This window comes from Pseudaminobacter soli (ex Zhang et al. 2022), from assembly GCF_014595955.1.
Classification (GTDB): domain Bacteria; phylum Pseudomonadota; class Alphaproteobacteria; order Rhizobiales; family Rhizobiaceae; genus Kumtagia; species Kumtagia pseudosoli.
In genome coordinates, this window is sequence record NZ_JABVCF010000007.1 from 1 (window position 1) to 22,180 (window position 22,180).

The window sequence follows — 22,180 nt, forward strand, 5'->3', positions numbered from 1 at the left end:
GGCGCTCACCGTCGCCCTACAATAAGGGGGTCAAAATTGGACGCCGATCAGGGGTCAGTTTTGCGCGCCGATTGACACAAGGCCAGAACCGCGCCCCTTCATAGGGCGCGGTTCATTCAGTAGCCATGCGCTACCTAGTCGCTCGCCTTTGACGGTCCTTTTGGTTTTCCTCGATGGTGGCGCGGACTCGCGTTGAACTACGTCGTGTAGCCGCTTCGCATTCGATGTTGCCATTCGAATTGGCGGCATTGATGTTCTGCTTAGATAGCATTTCAGCGAACATCACTGATACAAGCTCGTCCTTTTCCATTGAATCGCGAAGGTTGGCATTCATTGGCAGCCCTCGCGCGTATGCGAGATCGCGCTTCTTCTTCCCGAACAACGATTCATAGACGGCGTTCGTGATGCGGGCATAGCCGCCACCCTCTACGCCATGAACCTGGAGAGTATCGGTAAACTCATTGCGCACCGACCTGCCGAGAGCGCGAACGCCTGCCCACTCGTTCGCTTCAGGTGTCGCGCGCTGAAGGATTTCGTCCGCTAGTGTCGCATCGCTGGAGCGATAGCGAAGCCACACTTCACGGGTTTCGATCTCAAGTTTTTCGTTCAGATAACCGGCATAGGATGCAGCCAAGATCGGGTGCGCATACGTACCCTCGCTGCCCCGGCCTCGTGACGAGTAAATGACTGAAATTATTGGCTTCTTTTCTTTAAGGTAACCGCTGGTTACCTTTTTCTGAAGGGCTTCTATGAGCCGCTTCACGCCCTTGTTGCCGCGCCAATGCTTCGGGGCTCTGGAAGTCGGGCTCTTTGCTAGAGCCCAAATGTCGTTCAAGTTCCAGTGGCCGTTAGAGTCCTCTTCAATGCGAACGCCACGGATCATTATTGCCGTTGAGGACGGCTCCTCAGTCTCTTTCATTCGCGGTCCTTCTGCCCGATTCGGGCGGTAGTGTCTTGGGGACCGCAAGACTGACAGCAGCTTTCCCGAGAAAGCGAGTCCGAGAATCCGTTTTACCACAGTCACAATGGCGTGGCCTTAGCCGCGTTATTGATCAGTATCGTTGACCTTTCCTTCCTTAGGCGGCGGCGACTTGGCGATTTTCTTCAAGGCGCGGTCGAACTTCTCTTCGGAGTCGTCCGTTTCGAGGGCGCGGGCGGCTTCCTCAAACTTCTGGCGCTGAGTTTTTATTCTCTTCGGCTCATTCATTTGAAAACGTCGAGATCGGATGGAGGCTCATCCTCATAGACCAGATCGAAACTGTTTTCGAGGATCTGCAGCCAGAGCTTCCGTTTTGCCTTCGGCCAAACACTTCCGGCGGGCGGAAGCCGTCCGATCAGTCCTCGGATGATTGGGTCAAGTTCAGGCGGGAGGTCTCCACCGCCGCCGCCAGAGCTGCTACGGTTTGACTCGGCATTCTCGGATACACTCGGTGGAGGGGTGTTTGATTCCGACTTCGGCATAGCGCTTCCGTCTAGACGGGGCCGCACAAGCCTATCCTTGCCACTGTCGAAAAACCCAGCGAACTGAGCTGACCGCTCGAACGCTTGGCGCGCGCGATCTGTCTGCTTCCGGGGGACACCAAGCGTCTCCATTTCACGCTCAAGAGCCTTTGGCGGGGGTAGGTTATGACCGCGGAACTTTTCATAAATCTGCTGATAGAGCGACACGGCCAAGAATGCATCCACCTTGGCGGCTTGCTCGGTTTCGCCTGCAATTAGACGCTTGCCAATCTCGCTCAGACGGAAAGCGCTACGCCCGTCTTTTTCAACTAATCCGAACATACGGGCGGCCGCTGTCTTCGTGCGGAAGGCACCGCTTATAGTCTGGGACATCTCGGCCGCGAGTTCGTCCTGATCGCAAGACCCGAAGGCGCACCGACTGTAAATAGCCCTCGCAACCTCTACCGCCGCTTCTAACGGCACATAGGGGAAATCGATCAGGGAACGCTCGCGCTTGCCCTTGTCATCACCATCCTCACGGGCTGCGTTCGCTGCAGCCGCGAAGTCAACCTTTTCGCCTGTCATGGAGACACCTCGCGCCTTTCTATTAGGCGGCACAATACAGGAACGCTACTCCTTCCGCAAGGACATGCTCATAACGAATGCGCATACTGAAAAGGCGCGATTGCCAAGTCAACGAATCTCCGTTATACGGGTATGCGCCAGTCGGATGCTGGCCAACATGATTGTTGAGGGCGTCAATGAAAAGACCTGCTTAGCCCCTCGCGCTCTGGCCGTCGGCGTCGGAGGGGCGGAAAGCAAAAGGCCGCAAACCCGGTGGCACGGGGATGCGGCCTAGATGACCAGCAATCGGAAAGAGGCGGCAGCCTCGCGATCACTAGAGTCTCGCAAACACTAGAATCGCATGTCCGTCGTCTCTTTTCAAGGCCCACGCCCTGAGAAGGAGCAACGACGATGGTTTGGGTTAACCCTTACACTCGCCTCCGCTTCGGCCGGCTCGAAAACGTCTGCGGACACTGGCGCGGCCTGCCTTAAATAGGTGACAGCGGCGTAGCCGCCGAACCTACCGATCAATGACCACTGCCGAGGCTCAACGCCTCGGCTTTTTCTTTCGGTGCTCGTATCGCCAGAACGGAAAGGTGAGTTGGATAGGCTTTCGGTAATGGCGCTTCTTCGTCTCAATCAGCTCTTCGATATGTGAGGCGACGATCCTTGAAGCCCAACAGCGCGATCACTGCGCGGGCGCTATCCTCAACCCCAAGAGCCGAGCGGTTCGAATAGCGGAAGTCGAATTCCGCCAGATAGCGGTGCAGGTGGTGTTCGGCGCAATGCTGGTACACGCCCTTCATGCCGCGCTTGAAGATCGAATAGTAGCCCTCGACAGTGTTCGTGGTGACGGCAGTTCCGGCAACGTAGCGGACATACTCTTCCGCGCCATGCTCGACGCTGCCGTGAGCGGCGAATTCCTTGCCGACGCGCTTGTAGTGGCGGGCTTCGTCCGTCATCAGCACCGACTCGCGGTGGATGTTCTCCCGCACGATCGGAATGACGCGGGCCACGGTTGCGGTGTCGATGTGGAACGAACGCGCGCGGCCACCACGCTCGACCAGCGTGAGAACCATATTCTTGTGGGCTGCGCCCTTTGCGTTCTTCGGCACGCCGGTAAGCCGGCCGATATAGGTCTCATCGGCCTCAACGAACTTACCGGCGCCGCCCATAGGGGAGAAGTCATCCGAGCGCATGGCTTCGCGGATGCGGTGAGCCAAGAACCAGGCCGTCTTATAGGTGCACTCCAGAACGCGGTGCAGCTGGTGGGCGCTGATGCCCTTCTTTGACGAACACATCAGGTGGATTGCCTGAAGCCACTTGTGCAGCGGCAGGTGGGTTTCCTCAAAGATCGTGCCCATGCGGACGGTGAACTGCTTACGGCAAGCGCCGCACTTGTAGAGGCCGTGGCGCTCAACGCCTTCCGGGTGCTTCTTGGAAGGTTTCGAACGGACGCCCTTCAGCGAATAGATGCGCTCCATGTTTCCGCAGTGATGGCACACCGGACCCTGCGGCCACAGGATTGCCTCGACATGATCGAAGGCTGCGGCTTCATCGTAGAAGTAGGGGCGGTTGAGGACGGACATAGGAGCGTTCCTTCTATGTCCGCCACCCTAACCCTTACGTCATGGGTTTGTCAAATATATAATCGCCCGCTGCGTAAGAACTGTGCTTGACTAGCATCCATTCTGTTGGACGGGTTGCGGCCAGGCAGGCCGAGGCGGGGCAGGATGGTTTCGCGCGTACGCACGGTGGCGTTCCAGGGCATCGAAGCTGTGCCCGTAGACGTGCAGGTGATGGTGGCGCCTGGCAAGGTCGGCATGCAGATCGTCGGCCTGCCCGATAAGGCCGTCGCCGAAAGCCGGGAGCGGGTCCAGGCGGCGCTGCATGCGTCGGGGCTGTCGATGCCCTCCAAGAAGGTGACGGTGAACCTCGCGCCGGCCGACCTTCCGAAGGAGGGCAGCCACTACGACCTTCCCATTGCACTGGGACTTATGGCGGCGCTTGGCGCCATCCCCGGCGACGCCCTGTCGGCCTATGTGGTTCTCGGCGAACTCTCGCTTGACGGCACCATCGCGGCCGTCGCCGGCGCACTGCCGGCCGCGATCGGCGCCAATGCCGACGGCAAGGGGCTGATCTGTCCGCAGGCCTGCGGCCCGGAGGCGGCCTGGGCGGGTGCCGACATCGACATTCTTGCGCCGCGCAGCCTCATCGCCATCGCCAACCATTTCCGCGGAACGCAGGTGCTCTCGCGGCCCGAGGCGAAGGTGCACGCGCCGGCTGACAATCTCCCCGACCTCGCCGACATCAAGGGCCAGGAGACCGCCCGGCGGGCGCTGGAGGTGGCTGCCGCCGGCGGACACAACCTGATGATGGTCGGGCCACCGGGATCCGGAAAATCGATGCTGGCGCAGCGGCTTCCCTCGGTCCTGCCGCCGCTCTCGCCCAAGGAACTGCTCGAGGTCTCGATGGTGGCCTCCATAGCGGGCGAGCTCGCCGGCGGGCGGCTGACCGATCGGCGGCCGTTCCGCGCTCCGCACCATTCGGCCTCAATGGCAGCGATGGTGGGCGGCGGCCTGCGGGTCAGACCCGGGGAGGTCTCGCTGGCGCACCATGGCGTGCTCTTCCTCGATGAGCTTCCCGAATTCTCGCCTGCCGTGCTCGACTCGCTGCGCCAGCCGATCGAGACCGGCGAATGCGTGATCGCGCGCGCCAATCACCGCGTCTCCTATCCCGCGCGGCTGCAGCTGATCGCCGCGATGAATCCGTGCCGATGCGGGATGGCCGGCGAGCCCGGGTTCCGCTGCGCACGCGGCGACCGCTGCCGCACGGAGTACCAGGCGCGCATCTCGGGGCCGCTTATGGACCGCATCGACCTCAGGATCGAGGTCCCCGCGGTGTCTGCAAGCGATCTCATCCGGCCGGGGCGTTCCGAACCAAGCGCCGACGTCGCCAGGCGGGTGGCCGCGGCTCGAGCGATCCAGCGCCGGCGATTCGAGGAACTCGGCACCGGCGTCACCACGAACGCACATTGCCCGACCGCCCTCGTCGAGACGATCGCGCCGCTCGACGCCGCAGCCATAGCGTTGCTGCGGGATGCCAGCGAAAAGCTCGGCTTCTCCGCCCGCGCATATCATCGGGTGCTGAAGGTCGCCCGCACACTGGCCGATCTGGACGAGAGCGAAGAAGTCCGCCGCATCCATCTTGCGGAGGCGATTTCTTACCGGGTGGCCGGAGAGCGGCTGGCGAAAGCGGCCTGACAAATTGGCTGTAGTGAGTGGTGTGCAATAGGGCTAACCGCGGGCCGACATCGCCGCCAAGCGGGCAATGTGGGGAACGTGCCAGGTCGGACGTTCAGGAGAAATCCGCTACTCGACGGCTCCCACCATGGTCGGGCTCTCCTCGCGGATCGAGACCCAGCGACCGGTATGCGTGGACGACTGCCGCTTCAGGAAATGATAGCCGGTCTTGGTCCAGTCCTTGACCGCATCGCTCAGGTTGTCGAGGACGAAATCGCCCTTGTCGGTGCGGACGGTAAGCACCGCATGCCCTTCGCCGTCCGGCTTGCGGACTACGGTGACCAGCAGGTTCGAGAAGGCTATGCCGCCCTGGTGAAGCTGCCGGCGCTTTTCGAGAACGTAGTCCTCGCAGTCGCCTACGCCATTGTCGGGGTAAGCCCAGACCTCTTCCTTGCCGTAGATTTCCTGGTCGTTCATCGGCTTGATGGCCTCGTTCACCGTAGCGTTGACGCTAACGATGAGGTTCCAGAGCACTCCGGTCATCTGCTCAGGGCCGGTGTCGCGCAGGCGGATCGAGCATTCGCCGGGCGCCGTCTTGCAGAAATCGTAGTGACCGATCGGCTGCGAGGTCAGGCCGCCGGTGAGCATTGCGCCGTCAACCCCCGCACTGGCGGTCTGAAACCCGAGAGGGCTCAGGATTGCAGCGACAGCAGCAACCACCGCAATGCCGGGCAGCCGCGCCGCTTTACCTCTCCACTGGAGCATGATTGGTCCCGAAGTCCCCGTTCGTCTGGTCGGGAGCTATGATCTATGCTTCGCCGCCTGCTCGCCTGCGGAGAGGTGCACAGCCCACTCGCCCTTCTCGTTAATGGAACGTTAAAGTGGGTGGGACGGTCAAGTCAATTGAGGCACTATGCCACTTTCGCGCCCATGGTTACCGCCGCTTGCTGGCCGCGGCCATTATGCAACAGACGTAGACCGCCGAGCCAGTCGAAGCCGACGCTCGGTGGTCAACCACTAACTGTCAGGAAACCACCGGGACGAGTCGAGGCCGGGCGCCCCCCTGCGCTTCCCGGTCGTAGCTGCGGATGAAATCGGTGATTCGCGGAACGATCTCCGACCGGAAGCGCGAGCCGTTGAAGACGCCGTAGTGGCCGACGGCGGGCTGGACGTAATGGGCGCGCATGTCCTTCGGGATGTTGACGCACAGGTCGTGCGCGGCCTGGGTCTGGCCAAGCCCGGAGATGTCGTCCTTCTCACCCTCGATCGTGAACAGCGCCACATTGCGTATGGCCGCGGGGTCAACCGGGACGCCGCGATGCGTCATTTCGCCCTTCGGCAGCGCGTGACGCACGAACACCGTGTCGACCGTCTGCAGGTAGAACTCGGCGGTCAGGTCCATCACCGCGAGGTACTCGTCATAAAAATCGCGGTGCTTCTCGGCGCTGTCACCGTCGTTCTTGACCAGGTGCATGAAGAACTCGCGGTGCGCCGTTATGTGGCGATCGAGGTTCATCCCCATGAAGCCCGAAAGCTGCAGGAAGCCGGGATAGACGTCGCGCATGAAGCCGGGGTTCGGCCACGGCACCTGCATGATCACGTTCTCGCGGAACCAGTCGATGCCCTTTTCCTGGGCGAGCGTATTCACAGCGGTGGGATTGCGGCGGGTGTCGATCGGGCCGCCCATCAAGGTCATCGTCGCAGGTGCAAACTTGTCGCCTCGCGCCTCCATCAGGGCGGCCGCGGCAAGCACCGGAACCGAAGGCTGGCATACCCCCATGACATGGGTGTTCGGGCCCAGCCTGTGCAGCATGGCGATCAGATAGTCGATATAATCGTCGAGGTCGAAGCGCCCGTCCGAGAGCGGCACCATCCGCGCATCCGTCCAATCGGTGATATAGACGTCCGCATGTGGCAGCATCGCCTCGACCGTGCCACGCAGCAGGGTGGCGTAGTGCCCCGATATCGGCGCCACGATCAGGAGCTTCGGATCGGCGGCGCGGCCGGCCGGCAGATCGCGCACGAAATGGAGCAACCTGCAGAACGGACGCGACCAGACGACCTTCTCGGAGACCGCGACCTCCTTCCAGTCCACCACCGTCTTCTCGATGCCGAAAGCGGGCTTGGCGTAGCGCCGCGTGGTGCGCTCGAAGAGCTCCGCGCCCGCCGCCAGCGAGCGGCCCACCGGAGTGTGGGACAGGGGGTTCATGGGGTTGGAATAGAACAGCTTCACCGCGTCGGCGAAGGCCCGGAAGGGCTGCATTCCGGCGTGATTGAGCTCATATAGCTGGTAGAACATTAAACGATTCCCGCTGCCGCACCGAGCGACAATCCTCCCAATGATCAACAACGAAGTTAATCATGTTTTGTTGCAATGCAATAAGGCAGGCTGGAGGCAGCGCTTAGCCCTTCTCTCCCCGCCAAAACAAATTTAACAATTTATTCAGAGACTTCCGTCCGGCGCACCAAAAGGTCGCAGGCGCTGGTCTCGGGGGCGTGCCGCGTTAGCTAACGCCGCCCCCGTGCCACCCCGGGTTAGACCCCTTCGACCAGGACGATCTCGCCATCCGCAAAGCGCTGCCTGATCGCCTTTGCAGTCTGGTACTCGGGTGAGTGGTAGCAGTCATGCGCGGCCTGCAGCGACTCGAACTCGATGACGACGTTGCGGGCCCGCCCCTGACCCTCGGCGAGTTCATGTCTGCCGCCCCTCGCCAGCATCACCGCGCCATATTTGTCGAAGGCGGGCTTGGCGGCCGCGACATAGTCCTTGTAGCCCTCCGGGTCGCGCACATCGACGCGGGCAATCCAATAACCTTTCGGCATTTTTCTCCTCCTCCTAGGGTCTGGCTCAGGCCAGCTTCATGTCCGAGAGGATCGACTCCGCTGCGGCGCGACGATCCTGCGCAGCTACGATCGGCCGCGCAACCACGAGATGGCTGGCGCCGGCGCGGATCGCCCGGCGCGGCGTCACCACCCTCTTCTGGTCGCCTGGATCCGAGCCCGCCAGCCGGATGCCGGGCGTAACGACCGCCATCTGCTGCCCGACTATGTCACGCACGGCCGCCGCTTCCGATGCCGAGCAGACGATGCCGCCCATGCCGGAGGCCCGGGCCTGCTCGGCCCTGCGCAGAACCAGCGCGTGAGGGTCGTAGTCGTAGCCGGCCTCCTTCAAGTCGCCGGCATCCATCGAGGTCAGCACCGTCACCGCAAGCAGGCAAAGCGGCGTGCCCCTCGCTGCCTCCACCGCCGCACTCATAGCCTTCGGATAGGCGTGCAGCGTTAGCATCGACACGCCCATCTGGGCGACCGCCTCCACTCCCTTAGCTACGGTGTTGTCGATGTCGAGCAGCTTCATGTCGAGGAAGACCTGCTTGCCCCCCGAGACAAGCTCGCGGGCGAAGTCGAGCCCACCTGCGAATGCCAGTTGATAGCCGATCTTGTAAAAGGAGACGACACCGTCGAGATCGCGGACGACCGCCTCGGCCGTCCGTACGTCGGGAACGTCCAATCCCACGATGAGCCGGCCCGCCTCGGAATTGCTCGTCACCTGAAAGCTCCTTGGAATGAGTTCATTCCGATCTCGATGCGAGAGCAAGCCTCGACCGGCGATCCGCAATATCCGATCACAGTTCGTTCCGCACCGAAAGCATGCCCGCCCGCTCGATCAGAGTTGTGCATAGTCGCCGCATGCCCTCGCGCAGCCGCTCCTCGCGGAAATCGCCGTTGTCATCGAATGCGTCTTTGCCTTGAGGCACCGAGACCTGGGGCGAGATGACCTCCATCCGCAGTTGCACCAGCACCGCGCGCAGGTGGTTGATGGCGCGTATACCCGCGAAATGACCCGTGCTGGAAGAGCAAAGCGCAGCGGCTTTTCCATCAAACGGGTTGACGGGCCTGCCGCCATCCTTGCGCACGCGGCTCACCCAATCGATCGCGTTCTTCAGAAGCGGCGGAATGGACCCGTTGTACTCCGGCGTGGCAATCAGCACGCCATCATGCCCGGCAAACAGGCGCGCCAGCCTCAACGCGTTCTCGGGAACGCCCTGCTCCCTCTCGAGATCCTGGTCCATGATCGGGAGCGGATAGTCGGCCAGAGAGATGCGGGTCACCAAAGCCCCCTGGACCGCCAGTTCGCGGGCCGCCGCGTCCGCGGTCTTGCCGCTGTAGGCGCCGGTCCGGATCGAGCCGGCAAAGACGAGGATTTTCGCGGTGATCGGCATGGAAGCTCCTGGTCCCGCAAGGCTACAGGGCAAGGCGGGTTCGGATCAATGCGGCACGGCAACAGCGCATGCTCTTTCCAACTCGTCCGGGCAGGTCTGTCGTGACTTGACGGAACAGTCTTCCAGCCATATCTAACCATTTAGATAAATAACCGAGTGGTAAAATATGCGTCAGGACCCGTTGAGCGCGACGCTGCATGCTCTCTCCGATCCGACTCGGCGGGCAATCCTGGCCCGCTTGGCCCAGGGGGATGCGACGGTCACGGAACTCGCCGAGCCTTTCGAGATAAGCATTCCGGCGGTTTCCAAGCATCTGAAGGTGCTGGAGCGTGTCGGCCTGGTGGAGCAAGGCCGCGAAGCGCAGTTCCGGCCGCGTCGGCTGCGGCCCGAACCTTTGCGGGATCTCGCCGGCTGGCTCGAGACCTACCGGCGCTTCTGGGACGAGAGTTTCGACCGCCTCGATGTCTACCTCAAGGAACTCCAGCAGGGAGAGAAGCATGGAAGCGACGACAAGAAGGGCTGAGAGCACGCTTCCCAGCCTGGTCATGAGCCGGGTCTTCGATGCCCCGATCGATCTCATGTTCCGCGTTTGGACGGAGCCCGAGCACATGCTGCGCTGGTGGGCGCCGCATGATTTCACCGTTCCGCACGCCGAGTTCGACGCCCGTCCCGGCGGCAGGCTGCGCATCGACTTCCGCTCGCCCGACGGTTTCGTCTTCGCCAACTACGGCGACGTGAAGGAGGTCTCTCCGCCCCACCGCCTGGTCTTCACAACGGAGTACCGGGAGAACGGCAAGCTGATGGTCGTTTCGCGGGTGACCGCGACATTCGAAGCCGAGGGGCAGAAGACGCGCGTCACCATCCGCGCCGACGTCACCTTCGCCAAGCCGGAGGCGGCGGCGAGCCTTGCCGGCATGGAGGAAGGCTGGAACCAGCAGATCGACAAGCTCGAACTGCATGCGGCCTATGCGGCGACTGCCGATCAGGCCGGGCTTGCGATCGTCACGCCGAAGGCCCGTCCGGTGGTCCTGATGCGGCGGCGCTTCGAAGCGCCGCGCGAGTTGGTCTGGAACTGCTTCACCAGGCCCGAGCACCTTGCCGCGTGGTGGGGTCCGCACGGCCACGTCAACACCATCACCGAGATGAATCCCACCAACGGCGGAAGGTACCGGGTCGAGCAGCGGGACCCCAAGGGCAACATCAACGCCTTCTTCGGCACCTACCGCGACGTGACCGCGCCGGAACGCCTGGTCAACACCTTCGAGATGGAGGGCCCGTACGGCGGCAAGCAGGTCCTCAACACCCAAATCTTCGAGGAGGTCGCGGGCGGCACTCAGCTGACCGCCATCTCGCGGTTCGGAAGCATCGAGCAGCGTGACGGGGCGGCGGCTTCGGGCATGGAATGGGGTGCACGGCAGGCATACGACCGGCTCTCCGCCCTGATCGAGAGCTTGAACGAAGGGGCGGTCCGATGAGTACGGCGGCCGCGGGACAGAGCCGGCCAGAACTCAGCATCGTCCGCACCTTCGACGCCCCGCGCGAACTGGTGTTCCGATGCTGGACGGAGCCGGAACACCTCAATCGCTGGTGCTGCCCGAAAGGCTTCACCCTTCCCCACTCGGAAGGGGACGGAGCCCGGCCGGGCGGCTCGTTCAAGACCTGCATGCGCGCTCCTGACGGGACCGAGTACTGGCTCGCCGGCACCTATCGCGAGGTCGTGCCGCCTGACCGCCTCGTCTTTTCACATCGCTGGCTGAACGACCGAGGCGAGCCCGAACACGAAACGGTCGTCACCGTCACTCTCGAACACGAGGACGGCCGAACCAGGCTGATGCTGCACCAGGCCTTCTTCCTCACCGAAGCCTCCCGCGAGGGACATCGGCAGGGCTGGGAAGAGACCCTCGACAATCTGGCGGAGTATCTCGCGAAATGAAGCTCTATCTCACCCCCGGAGCCTGCAGCCAGGCGCCTCACATCGCGCTGAACGAAGCCGGATTTTCCTACGAGATCGTCGAGGTCGACATCCCTACCCGCCGGACCGAGGCGGGTGAGGACTTCACGCTCGTCAATTCGAAGGGCTACGTGCCCGCCCTCGTCCTCGACGACGGCGAAGTTCTGACGGAGAACGTCGCCATCCTGACCTGGATCGCCGAGCAGGCGCCGTGGCTCACCCCTCCGGGTCCGCTCGGCCGCATCCGCATGATCGAAGCCCTGGCCTTCCTCACCGAGGAGGTGCACAAGCCTTTCCTCGGCGCCATGTTCCTGCCGGGCGACGAGGCGAAGGCGATCAGCAAGACGGCCATCGCCCATCGTTTCGGCTATCTCGCCGGCCAGCTTCGCGGCGACTACCTGTTCGGCGACGAATTCAGCGCTGCCGACGCCCTGCTCTATGTCATGGTGAGTTGGGGCCAGGGCTTTGGAATTGCCCCGCCGCCGGCGCTGGAAGCGTATCATGCGAGGGTTTCCGCCCGTCCTGCGGTGCAAGCGACTCTGAAAAAGGAGGGGCTGGCATAGGCGAGCGGGCCACTTGCCTTTCCGAAAAGATCAATCAGTCTTCCGTCAGATGCTTGGGCTGTAGGCCCGGCTGCACTACTTAGAGCTGCTGAGAGGTGACCGTCGGGCGAATATCCGTAAACGCCTAAGCTCTAGCGAGGACATCAGATGCCGAGACTTGCGTGCCGCGAAGCTGTGCGTGTTTTCCGCGGACGAGTCGCGCCGGCCCTCGTCAGCGCCGCGGCTGCACTTCTGATGTGCTCGGCGCCGTCGTCCATCACCGTCTCCGCAGCCCATGCGGCCGACTGCAGGGCCGCGCCTGAGCCGGGGATCGACTGGCAGGGCTGTAACAAGAGCAGCCTCGTGCTTTCGGGCAGCAGCCTCGACAAGGCCAATCTTTTCGGAGCGGATTTCAACTACACCGACCTTCGGCAGTCGAGCTTCGTCGGAGCCAATCTGGAGAAGGCGGCTCTGATCCGCTCCTCGCTGGCCGGCTCCAGGGCGGACCAGGCGAACTTCAGCCGGATCGAGGGCTACAGGACGAGCTTTTCGGGCGTCTCGGCCCGGCAGGCGAATTTCGCCAGCGCCGAACTGCAGCGAGCCGACTTCAGCAACGCCAATCTGACCGGCGCCGACTTCCGCAAGGCCGAACTCGGGCGCGCGAATTTTCAGGGCGCGGTCATCACCGGCGCCGCCTTCGGCATGGCGAACCTCTCCCGCGCCAACCTGGCGGCCGCAAAGTACCAGGGCCCGCTCGACTTCACCGGTGCGTTCCTGTTCCTCACCCGCATCGAAGGGATGGACCTCAGCGCCTCGACCGGCCTGGTGCAGTGGCAGATCGACGAGACCTGTGGCGACGCCAACACGAAGCTTCCCGAGGGCCTCGAGCCCGCGACCGACTGGCCCTGCCCGCCCGACGACGACTAGACCCTGGCCTGCACGCCGGGCCACTTCCGAAACTCTCTAAACGTTCGACACCGGCCGGCGGCAACGCTATAAGCCGGACACCCAACGGATCCCTGACATGGCAGAAACTATCCCACAGGCGGTCGCCCGCCGCCGCACCTTTGCGATCATCGCGCACCCGGACGCCGGCAAGACCACGCTCACCGAAAAGCTGCTGCTGTTCGGCGGCGCGATCCAGCTCGCCGGCGAGGTCAAGGCCAAGAAGGACAAGATACAGACGCGCTCGGACTGGATGAAGATCGAGCGCGAGCGCGGCATCTCGGTCGTGACCTCGGTGATGACCTTCGAATATGGCGACAACGTCTTCAACCTGCTCGACACGCCCGGCCACGAGGATTTTGCCGACGACACCTACCGCACGCTGTCGGCCGTCGATTTCGCCGTCATGGTGATCGACGCGGCCAAGGGCATCGAGCCGCGGACGCTGAAACTGTTCGAAGTCTGCCGCATGCGCGACATCCCGATCGTCACCTTCGTCAACAAGATGGACCGCGACGCGCGCGACACCTTCGAGATCCTGGACGAGATCGAGCAGAAGCTGGCACTCGACACCGCGCCGATGACCTGGCCGATCGGCCAGGGCAAGACCTTTGCCGGTACCTATCACCTGGCCGAGAACGCAGTGCGCCGCTCCGACGCGGAAGTCGAGCGCACCAAGGTGAACGGACCGGATTCCGACAAGGTCGTAGGCCTGCTGCCGCAGAACGAGCAGCCCCACCTGATCGAGTCGCTCGACCTCGCCCGCGAGGCCTGCAGGCCGTTCGATCTAAAATCGTTCAGGGAAGGACACCTGACGCCGGTCTTCTTCGGCTCTGCGCTGCGCAATTACGGCGTGCGCGACCTGATCGAAGCGCTTGGTGCCTTCGGTCCGAGCCCGCGCGCACAGGAGGCGGACAGCCGTATGGTCCAGGCCACCGAGCCTGGCATGAGCGCCTTCGTCTTCAAGATCCAAGCGAACATGGACCCGAATCATCGCGACCGCATCGCCTTCGTCCGCGTCTGCTCCGGCAAGCTGGAACGCGGCATGAAGGCGAAGCTGGTGCGCACCGGCAAGCCGATGAGCCTTTCGGCCCCGCAATTCTTCTTCGCACGCTCGCGCATCACCGCCGACGAGGCATTCGCGGGCGACGTGGTCGGCATCCCCAACCACGGCACGTTGCGCATCGGCGACACGCTGACCGAAGGCGAGAACCTGCTGTTCCGCGGTGTGCCCAACTTCGCACCCGAGATTCTACGGCGCGTCCGTCTCGGCGACGCGATGAAGGCCAAGAAACTGAAGGAAGCGCTGCAGCAGATGGCGGAAGAGGGCGTCGTTCAGCTCTTTTCGCCTGAAGACGGCTCGCCGGCGATCGTCGGCGTGGTCGGCGCGCTGCAACTCGACGTGCTGAGGGAGCGGCTCAACGTGGAATACACGCTGCCCGTAGACTTCGAGATGTCGCGCTTCTCCATCTGTCGCTGGATTTCGGCGCAGGACCGCATCGAGTTGCAGCGGTTCATCGACGCGCACCGCGGCGATATCGCCCGTGACCTCGACGGCGATCCCGTCTTCCTGGCGCCGCACGCCTTCGGGCTCAACTACGAAGCCGAGCGCTGGACGGCGATCCGCTTCGACGCGGTGAAGGATTATCAGGTGCGGGAGGCGGCCTAGCCTTCCCAACCGATCACACCGGCCGAGTGACGCGCCGTAGGGTGAGATTGATCCGCCCGCCCTTCGGCAGGAGATCCGACGTCCCCGGATAGATCCGGTCCACACCGTGAAAGCAGAGCCGTCCCGCTCCGCCGAGCACCACCACGTCGCCGCTCTCCAGCCGCAGGGACTGCGTCGAGCCCGATCGGGTCGTGCCACCGACGCGAAACAGGCAGGCGTCACCAAGCGAGACGGATACCACGGGCGCATCCAAGTCCGCCTCGTCGCGGTCCTGATGCAGCCCCATCTTCGCCGTGTCGGAATAGAAGTTGACGAGACAGGCTTCCGGCGGGTGCGGATAATCCGATAGCTCGCGCCAGAGCGTGAGAAGCATCTCCGGAATGGGCGGCCAGCGCTCGCCGGTCACGGGATGCGTCGCCTGATAGCGATAGCCGCGCTCCTTGTCGGTCACCCAGCCGAGCGTGCCGCAATTGGTCATGCGCACGCTCATCTCCTTGCCGGTGCTCGGCATGGCCGGCGTGTAGAGTGGCGCGGCGCGCACGATCTCCCTCAGAGCCCCGACGAGCTTCTCCTGTTCCGGCCGGTCAAGATGGCCTGGAATGTGTCTGACGCCGCTGGGAAGCGACACCCGGGGTGTTTCGAAAAGTGACGTGGTCGATGCTCCTGAAGGTGGCGGGTCGGCTGGCCGACGCTGCTCAACTCGCCGCGCAATTTGCGCAGGTGCCGCGGAACTCGATCACCGCCTTGCTCGCCCTGAACCCGGTCGAGCCTATCCAGGTTTCGAGGCGATGGCCGATCTCCTCGTCGGAGAACTCGCTCACATGGCCGCATTTGTCGCAGATCGCGAAAGCGATGGTGCGGTGCCCATGATCGTGCGAGCCGCAGCAGGCCACGAAGGCGTTCATGCTTTCCAGCCTGTGCACCAGCCCCGCGTCGATCAGCCCGTCGAGCGCACGATAGACCTGCAGCGGCGCGCGAAAACCCTCGGCGCGCAATTGGTCGAGCAAGGTGTAGGCGCTGAGCGGCCCGGCGGCGGCTTCCAGCCGTGCGAGCACCTTGGTCTGGTTCTTGGTGAGTGATGCCCGTTCTGACATTCAGGATGCCGTGTCGTCTCACAGCCAGCATGACTGGCCGCTTCCGACAAAGGTAGCGACTGAGCGAAGCTTTTTCCACTGCGGCACGCGCGGCGCTTCGACCACGGTGTTTCACGTGAAATCGTGACCCTCAATATGTAACGCCTGCACCCGGCGCGCCTCCGTCACAAGGCGGGGGTCCCCTTTCAAGCTTCGCATGGCCCCGTGCCCGCCTTGCCCGTCACTCCCCTTGCGGAAATCATCGGAGCTGGCGCACGAATAGGGGTGCGCGCCGCGCGACAAGGAAAGCGGCTGCTGGAGGAGGGATTTCAATGGCGGTGATCTACTCGACGCATCCGCTGCATCCACGCGCGGCAGACATGCTGTCGGCGGGCGGCGACCTCAGGATCGCGTCGGCCCTCGATGCCGCCACCCTGATCCGCGATTCGCGGGATGCCGACGTCATCATCGTCCGGGCGCCTCTGCCGCTGGAGATTTTTGCCGGGGACCACTGCATCCACGCCGCCATTCGCCATGGCGCGGGGCTCGACATGATCCCCGTCGAGGCTGCCACCCGGGCCGGGGTGCTGGTCGCCAACGTGCCGGGCGTCAATGCGCGGTCGGTGGCCGAGCACGTGATCTTTGCCTCCCTGGCGCTGCTGCGGCGCTTCCGCGCGATGGACGCCGACCTGCGGGCATGCGGCTGGCTCGCCGGCCGCGACCACGCCAATCTCACCCACGAACTTGCCGGCCGCACCATCGGCATCATCGGCATGGGCGCAGTGGGTCGCGAGGTGGCCCGCATCGCCCACGGCGGCTTCGGCATGTCGGTGGTCGGCAACAGCCGCAGCGGCAAAGGCTTCCCCGATTTCGTCCGGCCAGCTTCGATGGTCGAGCTTGTCGCGCAAAGCGACCTCGTCGTGCTCGCCTGCCCGCTGACACAGGAGACAACCGGCCTCATGAATCGGCAGCGGATCGCGGCGATGAAGCCGGGCGCGATCCTCGTCAACGTTTCCCGGGGACCCGTCATCGACGACGATGCCCTGATCGAGGCGCTGCGCGAAGGGCGCATCGCGGGGGCGGCGCTCGACGTGTTCTCGACACAGCCGCTGCCGCTGGACCATCCCTATTTCGGCTTCGACAACGTGATCGTCACGCCGCACATGGCCGGCATCACCGAGGAGAGCATGATGCGCATGGGCATCGGCGCGGCCGAAGAGGCGCTGCGGGTCCTTGCCGGACAATTGCCGGTTAATCTGCGCAATCCTGAGGTCGTGCCGGCCTACCGGTGCCGCTTCCAGAGCTGAGAACCGGCTCGGCCGGATCGTCTGTTGGGAGGGCACGCGCGTCGTCGCATCTCTGTCGGACGGGGAATGCTGGGGCAGGCAAGCGTTGTACTGCCGGTTTCGGGAGCTAAATAGGAGAGGACCTGTCACGGAGTTCTCCATGTCCGATCTGTTTTCACCGATCGCCCTCGGCTCGCTGCAAGTACCGAACCGCATCGCGGTGGCGCCGATGTGCCAGTATTCCGCCAACGACGGCTGCGCGAGCGACTGGCACCTGCAGCAGTGGATGACCTATGCGCTGTCGGGCGCCGGCATGGTCACCATCGAGATGACCGACGTGGAGCGCCGCGGGCGCATCAGCCACGGCTGCCTCGGGCTCTACTCGGACGCGAATGAAGCGGCGGCCAAGCGCACCCTCGACGCGGCGCGCCGGGTCGCCAATCCGGGCACGGTGTTCGGAACCCAACTCGCCCATGCCGGCCGCAAGGCATCCTGCCAGCGGCCGTGGGAGGGCGGCGGGCCGCTGCATTCCGGCGAAGACCCCTGGCAGACGGTCTCCGCCTCCGCGATTCCTTTCAACGAGGGCTGGCACACGCCGCATGCGCTGACCGAGGATGAGATCCTTGAGGTCGTAAGCCATTTCGGCGAGGCGGCAAGGCGCGCCGAGCGCGCCGGCTTCGACTTCATCGAACTGCACGGCGCCCACGGCTATCTCATCCACCAGTTCCTTTCCCCGCTCTCCAACAAGCGAACCGATCGCTGGGGCGGCTCGCTGGAGAACCGCATGCGTTTCGCGCTCGCCGTCGCCGAGGAGGTGAGAAAGGCAGCTTCCGGCATGATGGTCGGCGCGCGGCTTTCGGTGAAGGATTGGGTCGAGGGCGGGCTGACCGAGGACGAGACGGTAGAACTGGCCAAGGCCCTCAAGGACCTCGGACTATCCTATCTCTGCTGCTCGAGCGGCGGCAACTCGCCGCTCCAGAAGATCCCGACTGGCCCTGGCTATCAGGTCCATCTCGCCGAATATGTGCGCAAGCGCGTCGACATCCCGGTTCGCGCTGTCGGCATGATCGATGAGCCGCAACAGGCGAACCAGATCGTCGAGAGCGGACAGGCCGACATGGTGGCGCTCGCCCGCGCCCTGCTCGCCGATCCGCGCTGGCCCTGGCGTGCCGCCGCGGCGCTGGGTCGCCAGCTACCGGTCGCGCCGCAACTCCAGCGCGCCGCGCACCTTCCGAAGAAGTGGGAAGAGGCCGAGTAAGTCTATCAGACCGTGGCGGGGCCTATCGCCTCAAAAAGGGCTTCTGCAAGGTCAGGTCGCCGAAGCTGATCACGGCCGCGAAGGCTACGAACGCGGCCAGCACCGCGCCTACCACAAGAAAGCTCTCGATCGGCATGTCAATCGTCTCCCTTGGAACGCGGGGGACCATGAGGCCGATCGCTGCTGCGAACTTTGATCTAAATCAGCCGGTCGCAAATGTCGCAGTGGTCGACGGGACGGCGAGTCCCTTGGCCCGTCATTGCGGCAAGCGCAAGGAGAGCCGGAGTCCAATGCTCCCGTCACTCCGCGCCGGGCGGCACCAGGCGGAAGTCGGGCAGGTCGCGCAGCGCCCGCTCCGGGCCGGCGGGCGAATAGACGACGAAGAGCTGCATCGGGCCGCTGCCGGTGTTGAGCGTGGAGTGATAGCGGCTCTCCGGCACATAGATGGTGCAGCCGGGGCCGACCTGGCGCACCACCGGGTTGCCGGCTTCGTCCTCGACCATCTGCTCGCCGGTGCCGGAGATCACGAAGATGATCTCTTCAGAGCCGGGATGGTTGTGGCGGGAGTGTCCCTGGCCAGCGGCGAGGTCCACCACGCCGCCGGAGAAGCGCTCCGCGCCGTTCACCTCGGGTGCTACAGTCAGCGCCAGCCTTCCCCAGTCGAAGGCAAAAGTGTTCACCTCTTTCGGGTAGCGGAACATCTTTTCGCTTTCGCTCATTGCAGGACCCTCCCGTTCCTCCCCGGCTGGTTCGTCCCGATGGCGAGGCTCTTGAAATCGGCGGTCTGCTTGGCGATCGCCGCTTCGGCAGGCAAGCGCTCCATCGAGGATGCGCCGTAGAAGCCGTGCAGGCCCTTGACCCGCTCCAGGACATAGCCGGCGTCCTCCGGCATCGAGATTGGACCGCCGTGGCAAAGCAGGATGACGTCCTTGCGCACCGAACGCGCGGCGCGAGCGATTGCCTCGATCTCGGACACGCAATCGTCCAGGCATTTCGCAGAGGTGGCGCCGATCGTCCCGCCGGTGGTGACCCCCATATGCGCGACGATGATGTCGGCGCCGGCCTCGGCCATCGCCCGCGCCTCGTCGGGGTTGAAGACATAGGGGGTGGTCAGGAGGTCGAGTTCGTGCGCCGCGGCGATCATGTCGACCTCGAGGCCGAAACCCATGCCGGTTTCTTCGAAACTCTGCCGCATCCTTCCATCGAAGAGGCCGATGGTCGGAAAATTCTGGACGCCCGAAAAGCCCATCTCCTTAAGCTCGGCCAGGAAACGCGGCATGATGACGAACGGGTCGGTGCCGTTGACGCCGGCGAGCACCGGGGTGTGCTTGACCACCGGAAGCACCTCGACCGCCATCTCCTTGACGATCTCGTTGGCGTTTCCGTAGGCGAGCAGGCCGGCCGCCGAGCCGCGTCCGGCCATGCGGTAGCGGCCGGAATTGTAGATGACGATGAGGTCGATGCCGCCCGCCTCCTCCGACTTGGCGGATAGCCCGGTGCCGGCGCCGCCGCCGATGATCGGCACCCCGTCCTCGATCATCTTGCCGAATTTTTCGAGAATCGTCCTGCGGGGGATCAGCGGCACGGCGCCCTCATGGCAGTTGCAAAATTGTGAGACGCGCGTATCGTATTGATATGGATGTCTCACGTCAATCAGATGCACCCGAAGAGACGAAACGCGGGCCGCGGGCTCGTACCCGCCGCCTGATGCTCGAGACGGCAAGCCGCCTCATGCAAGCGGGCTCCACGCCATCGGTTAGCGAGGCGGCGGAAGCCGCCGGCGTGTCGCGCGCCACCGCCTACCGTTATTTTCCAAGCCAGGCGGCGCTGGTGCAGGCCGTGGTCGACGTGGGGCTCGGGCCGATCCTTGACTGGCGCTCCGACTCCGCCGACGCCACGGCGCGGGTCGACGACCTGATCGCGACCTCGCTGCCACGGATCGAGGCCTATGAGGCGACCTTCAAGGCGGCCCTGAAGCTCTCGCTAGAGCAATGGGCGAAGCGCCAGGCGGGAACGCTGGGCGAGGAACCGCAGTTCGCCCGTGGGCATCGCGTGGATCTGTTGAAGAGCGCCCTGGATCCGCTCCGGGACAAGCTGCCGCCCGAAAAATTCGACCGGCTCGCCCAAGCCCTGTCGCTGATTTTCGGTGTTGAAGTGCTAATCGTTTTAAAGGACATTTGGGGCCTGGGGAGCGAGGACACCATGGAAGTGGCGCGCTGGGCAGCCTCCGCGCTGGTCACCGCCGGCATGGATGAGAGTTTGCATATGTAAGCTTGCACAATCTGGTTGGACCAGATTGTCCGGCGAACAACCTTCTGCCGAGGAGCCGAGTTTCCTCGGGCTAAGACCGCTTGCGGCGCCGGAAATCAAATACTTTGAGGAGTGGCAGAGGCTCGGGACCGTTCAAAGGCGCGTACCCAGCCTCGCCCAAGGGAAACAAAGCCCCTTGACGAGCAGCGCTTATTGGTAATACCAGATTTGAAAGGAGGAACATAATCGGCCAGAAGGCCGTGATGCGTCCGAACCGGCCGGGGAGGGCCGGCCCGCGAAGCGGCGGAAGGCAAGACGGGCATACGGGAGTGTCCGCAGGCCCGGGAATGCAGATGCACAAGGGAGGAATGACGGAATGCGAAAGACACTGACCGGCATGCTTGCCGGCATCGGATTCTCGCTTGCCTGCGGAACTTCGGCGTTCGCGGCGGAACTCACCATCTTCTGGGCCGAATGGGATCCGGCCAACTACCTGCAGGAACTTGCGAACCTCTACGAGGCCGAGACTGGCGTGAAGGTCACGGTCGAGACCACGCCCTGGTCCGACTTCCAGACCAAGGCCTTCACCGAGTTCAACGCCAAGGGCAGCGCCTACGACATGGTCGTCGGCGACTCGCAGTGGCTCGGTGCCGCGTCGGAAGCCGGCCACTATGTCGACCTCACCGATTTCTTCAACAAGCACAAGCTCAGCGAGACGATGGCTCCGGCCACCGTGAAGTACTACGCGGAGTACCCGTCGGCCTCCGGCAAGTACTGGGCCATCCCCGCCGAGGGCGATGCAGTCGGCTGGTCCTACCGCAAGGACTGGTTCGAGGATCCCAAGGAGAAGGAGTCCTTCAAGGCCAAGTACGGCTACGACCTCGACGTGCCGAAGGACTGGAAGCAACTGCGCGACATCGCGGAATTCTTCCATCGTCCCGACCAGAACCGCTACGGCATCGCGATCTACACCGACAACTCCTACGACGCGATGGTGATGGGCGTCGAGAACGCGATCTTCTCGTGGGGCGGCGAGCTCGGCGACTACGCCAACTACAAGGTCGACGGCATCATCAATTCCGACAAGAACGTCGCGGCGCTGGAGGCCTACAAGGAGCTGTACAAGTTCACGCCTCCGGGCTGGGCGAAGTCCTTCTTCATCGAGGACAACCAGGCGATCACCGAGAACCTGGCGGCGATGAGCATGAATTATTTCGCTTTCTTCCCGGCGCTGGTGAACGAAGCCTCCAATCCGAACGCCAAGGGAACCGGCTTCTTCGCCAATCCGGCGGGACCGAGCGGCGACCAGTACGCCGCGCTCGGCGGCCAGGGCATCTCGATCGTCTCCTATTCGCAGAACCAGGAAGAGGCATTCAAATTCCTCGAGTGGTTCGTGAAGGACGAGACCCAGAAGAAGTGGGCCGAGCTCGGCGGCTACACCTGCAACAAGGCGGTGCTGGAGAGCGCGGAATTCCAGAACGCGACGCCCTATAACAAGGCCTTCTACGAGACCATGTTCAAGGTGAAGGATTTCTGGGCAACGCCCGAGTATGCCGAGTTGCTGATCCAGATGAACCAGCGCGTCTATCCCTTCATCACCGGCGACCAGGGCACGGCCAAGGAAGTGCTCGATTCGCTGGCTGCGGACTGGAACGCGACCTTCAAGAAATACAACCGCGTCCAATAAGCCGACCAGGTTCTTTGGGGAGGGGGCAGGCCCCGCCCCCTCCCTTTCTTTTC

The 22,180-nt window shown here is 63.6% G+C and carries 24 protein-coding genes; 11 read left to right on the forward strand and 13 right to left on the reverse strand.

Going from position 1 to position 22,180, the window contains the following annotated elements; all coding sequences use genetic code 11:
* Positions 1–130: 130 nt before the first annotated feature.
* The 4 genes from HUI96_RS13800 to HUI96_RS13815 all read right to left on the reverse strand — a co-directional run bounded on the left by HUI96_RS13800 (position 131) and on the right by HUI96_RS13815 (position 3,593).
* Complete coding sequence (locus HUI96_RS13800) at positions 131–919, reverse strand: KilA-N domain-containing protein (RefSeq protein ID WP_188255251.1); 789 nt, start codon at positions 917–919, stop codon at positions 131–133.
* A gap of 126 nt (positions 920–1,045) precedes the next feature.
* The gene (locus tag HUI96_RS13805) at positions 1,046–1,207 is read right to left on the reverse strand and encodes a hypothetical protein (protein WP_188255252.1); all 162 of its coding nucleotides are present in this window, start codon (positions 1,205–1,207) and stop codon (positions 1,046–1,048) included.
* Entirely contained in the window at positions 1,204–2,025 is an 822-nt protein-coding gene (locus tag HUI96_RS13810; protein WP_188255253.1) for a hypothetical protein, read from the reverse strand. Before HUI96_RS13810 ends, HUI96_RS13805 begins: the two co-directional genes overlap by 4 nt.
* 614 nt (positions 2,026–2,639) lie before the next feature.
* Complete coding sequence (locus tag HUI96_RS13815; protein ID WP_188255254.1) at positions 2,640–3,593, reverse strand: IS1595 family transposase; 954 nt, start codon at positions 3,591–3,593, stop codon at positions 2,640–2,642.
* Between the two features lie 144 nt (positions 3,594–3,737).
* On the opposite strand from HUI96_RS13815, the gene HUI96_RS13820 reads away from it, so the two are divergent.
* Positions 3,738–5,267, forward strand: a complete 1,530-nt coding sequence (locus HUI96_RS13820) for a YifB family Mg chelatase-like AAA ATPase (RefSeq protein WP_188255255.1) — start codon at positions 3,738–3,740, stop codon at positions 5,265–5,267.
* A 108-nt stretch (positions 5,268–5,375) separates the two neighbouring features.
* On the opposite strand, the gene HUI96_RS13825 is transcribed toward HUI96_RS13820, so the two are convergent.
* The 5 genes from HUI96_RS13825 to HUI96_RS13845 all read right to left on the reverse strand — a co-directional run bounded on the left by HUI96_RS13825 (position 5,376) and on the right by HUI96_RS13845 (position 9,466).
* Complete coding sequence (locus HUI96_RS13825; RefSeq protein WP_188255256.1) at positions 5,376–6,011, reverse strand: transglutaminase-like cysteine peptidase; 636 nt, start codon at positions 6,009–6,011, stop codon at positions 5,376–5,378.
* Positions 6,012–6,270: 259 nt separating this feature from the next.
* The gene (locus HUI96_RS13830) at positions 6,271–7,545 is read right to left on the reverse strand and encodes a polyhydroxyalkanoate depolymerase (protein ID WP_188255257.1); all 1,275 of its coding nucleotides are present in this window, start codon (positions 7,543–7,545) and stop codon (positions 6,271–6,273) included.
* 236 nt (positions 7,546–7,781) lie between these two features.
* The gene (locus HUI96_RS13835) at positions 7,782–8,069 is read right to left on the reverse strand and encodes a DUF1330 domain-containing protein (RefSeq protein ID WP_188255258.1); all 288 of its coding nucleotides are present in this window, start codon (positions 8,067–8,069) and stop codon (positions 7,782–7,784) included.
* A 25-nt stretch (positions 8,070–8,094) separates the two neighbouring features.
* Positions 8,095–8,793: an orotidine-5'-phosphate decarboxylase gene (pyrF, locus tag HUI96_RS13840; protein WP_188255259.1), complete on the reverse strand. Its 699-nt coding sequence runs from the start codon at positions 8,791–8,793 to the stop codon at positions 8,095–8,097.
* A gap of 76 nt (positions 8,794–8,869) precedes the next feature.
* A complete protein-coding gene (locus tag HUI96_RS13845) occupies positions 8,870–9,466 on the reverse strand; it encodes an NADPH-dependent FMN reductase (RefSeq protein WP_188255260.1) in 597 nt (198 codons plus the stop codon).
* Between the two features lie 166 nt (positions 9,467–9,632).
* On the opposite strand from HUI96_RS13845, the gene HUI96_RS13850 reads away from it, so the two are divergent.
* From HUI96_RS13850 to HUI96_RS13875, 6 genes are all read left to right on the forward strand, one after another.
* Positions 9,633–9,989 (forward strand): ArsR/SmtB family transcription factor, encoded by a 357-nt coding sequence (locus HUI96_RS13850; protein WP_188255261.1) that lies wholly within the window; start codon positions 9,633–9,635, stop codon positions 9,987–9,989.
* Positions 9,964–10,941 carry an SRPBCC family protein gene (locus HUI96_RS13855; RefSeq protein WP_188255262.1) on the forward strand — a complete coding sequence of 326 codons (978 nt, stop codon included), beginning with the start codon at positions 9,964–9,966 and terminating at the stop codon, positions 10,939–10,941. The genes HUI96_RS13850 and HUI96_RS13855 overlap by 26 nt, the downstream gene beginning before the upstream one ends.
* A complete protein-coding gene (locus HUI96_RS13860; protein WP_188255263.1) occupies positions 10,938–11,399 on the forward strand; it encodes an SRPBCC family protein in 462 nt (153 codons plus the stop codon). Before HUI96_RS13855 ends, HUI96_RS13860 begins: the two co-directional genes overlap by 4 nt.
* Positions 11,396–11,980: a glutathione S-transferase N-terminal domain-containing protein gene (locus HUI96_RS13865; RefSeq protein ID WP_188255264.1), complete on the forward strand. Its 585-nt coding sequence runs from the start codon at positions 11,396–11,398 to the stop codon at positions 11,978–11,980. Before HUI96_RS13860 ends, HUI96_RS13865 begins: the two co-directional genes overlap by 4 nt.
* A gap of 234 nt (positions 11,981–12,214) precedes the next feature.
* A complete protein-coding gene (locus HUI96_RS13870) occupies positions 12,215–12,886 on the forward strand; it encodes a pentapeptide repeat-containing protein (protein ID WP_188255552.1) in 672 nt (223 codons plus the stop codon).
* A 97-nt stretch (positions 12,887–12,983) separates the two neighbouring features.
* Positions 12,984–14,573: a peptide chain release factor 3 gene (locus HUI96_RS13875; RefSeq protein ID WP_188255265.1), complete on the forward strand. Its 1,590-nt coding sequence runs from the start codon at positions 12,984–12,986 to the stop codon at positions 14,571–14,573.
* A gap of 13 nt (positions 14,574–14,586) precedes the next feature.
* On the opposite strand, the gene HUI96_RS13880 is transcribed toward HUI96_RS13875, so the two are convergent.
* Positions 14,587–15,201 carry an alpha-ketoglutarate-dependent dioxygenase AlkB gene (locus HUI96_RS13880; protein WP_188255266.1) on the reverse strand — a complete coding sequence of 205 codons (615 nt, stop codon included), beginning with the start codon at positions 15,199–15,201 and terminating at the stop codon, positions 14,587–14,589.
* Positions 15,202–15,268: 67 nt separating this feature from the next.
* Positions 15,269–15,667: a Fur family transcriptional regulator gene (locus HUI96_RS13885; protein WP_188255267.1), complete on the reverse strand. Its 399-nt coding sequence runs from the start codon at positions 15,665–15,667 to the stop codon at positions 15,269–15,271.
* Between the two features lie 311 nt (positions 15,668–15,978).
* Here HUI96_RS13885 and HUI96_RS13890 point away from each other — a divergent pair, with 311 nt between their 5' ends.
* Together HUI96_RS13890 and HUI96_RS13895 are read left to right on the forward strand one after the other, a co-directional pair.
* Positions 15,979–16,953, forward strand: a complete 975-nt coding sequence (locus tag HUI96_RS13890) for a hydroxyacid dehydrogenase (RefSeq protein WP_188255268.1) — start codon at positions 15,979–15,981, stop codon at positions 16,951–16,953.
* A gap of 139 nt (positions 16,954–17,092) precedes the next feature.
* Positions 17,093–18,190, forward strand: a complete 1,098-nt coding sequence (locus HUI96_RS13895; protein ID WP_188255269.1) for an NADH:flavin oxidoreductase/NADH oxidase — start codon at positions 17,093–17,095, stop codon at positions 18,188–18,190.
* A 299-nt stretch (positions 18,191–18,489) separates the two neighbouring features.
* Here HUI96_RS13895 and HUI96_RS13900 read toward each other — a convergent pair whose 3' ends face one another.
* Complete coding sequence (locus tag HUI96_RS13900; RefSeq protein WP_188255270.1) at positions 18,490–18,909, reverse strand: cupin domain-containing protein; 420 nt, start codon at positions 18,907–18,909, stop codon at positions 18,490–18,492.
* Positions 18,906–19,775, reverse strand: coding sequence for a phosphoenolpyruvate hydrolase family protein (locus HUI96_RS13905; RefSeq protein ID WP_188255271.1), 870 nt, complete (start codon positions 19,773–19,775; stop codon positions 18,906–18,908). The genes HUI96_RS13900 and HUI96_RS13905 overlap by 4 nt, the downstream gene beginning before the upstream one ends.
* Before the next feature lie 50 nt (positions 19,776–19,825).
* Here HUI96_RS13905 and HUI96_RS13910 point away from each other — a divergent pair, with 50 nt between their 5' ends.
* Entirely contained in the window at positions 19,826–20,461 is a 636-nt protein-coding gene (locus HUI96_RS13910; RefSeq protein ID WP_188255553.1) for a TetR/AcrR family transcriptional regulator, read from the forward strand.
* A gap of 355 nt (positions 20,462–20,816) precedes the next feature.
* On the forward strand, positions 20,817–22,127 hold the full coding sequence (locus tag HUI96_RS13915) for an ABC transporter substrate-binding protein (RefSeq protein ID WP_188255272.1): 1,311 nt from the start codon (positions 20,817–20,819) through the stop codon (positions 22,125–22,127).
* Positions 22,128–22,180 lie beyond the last annotated feature (53 nt).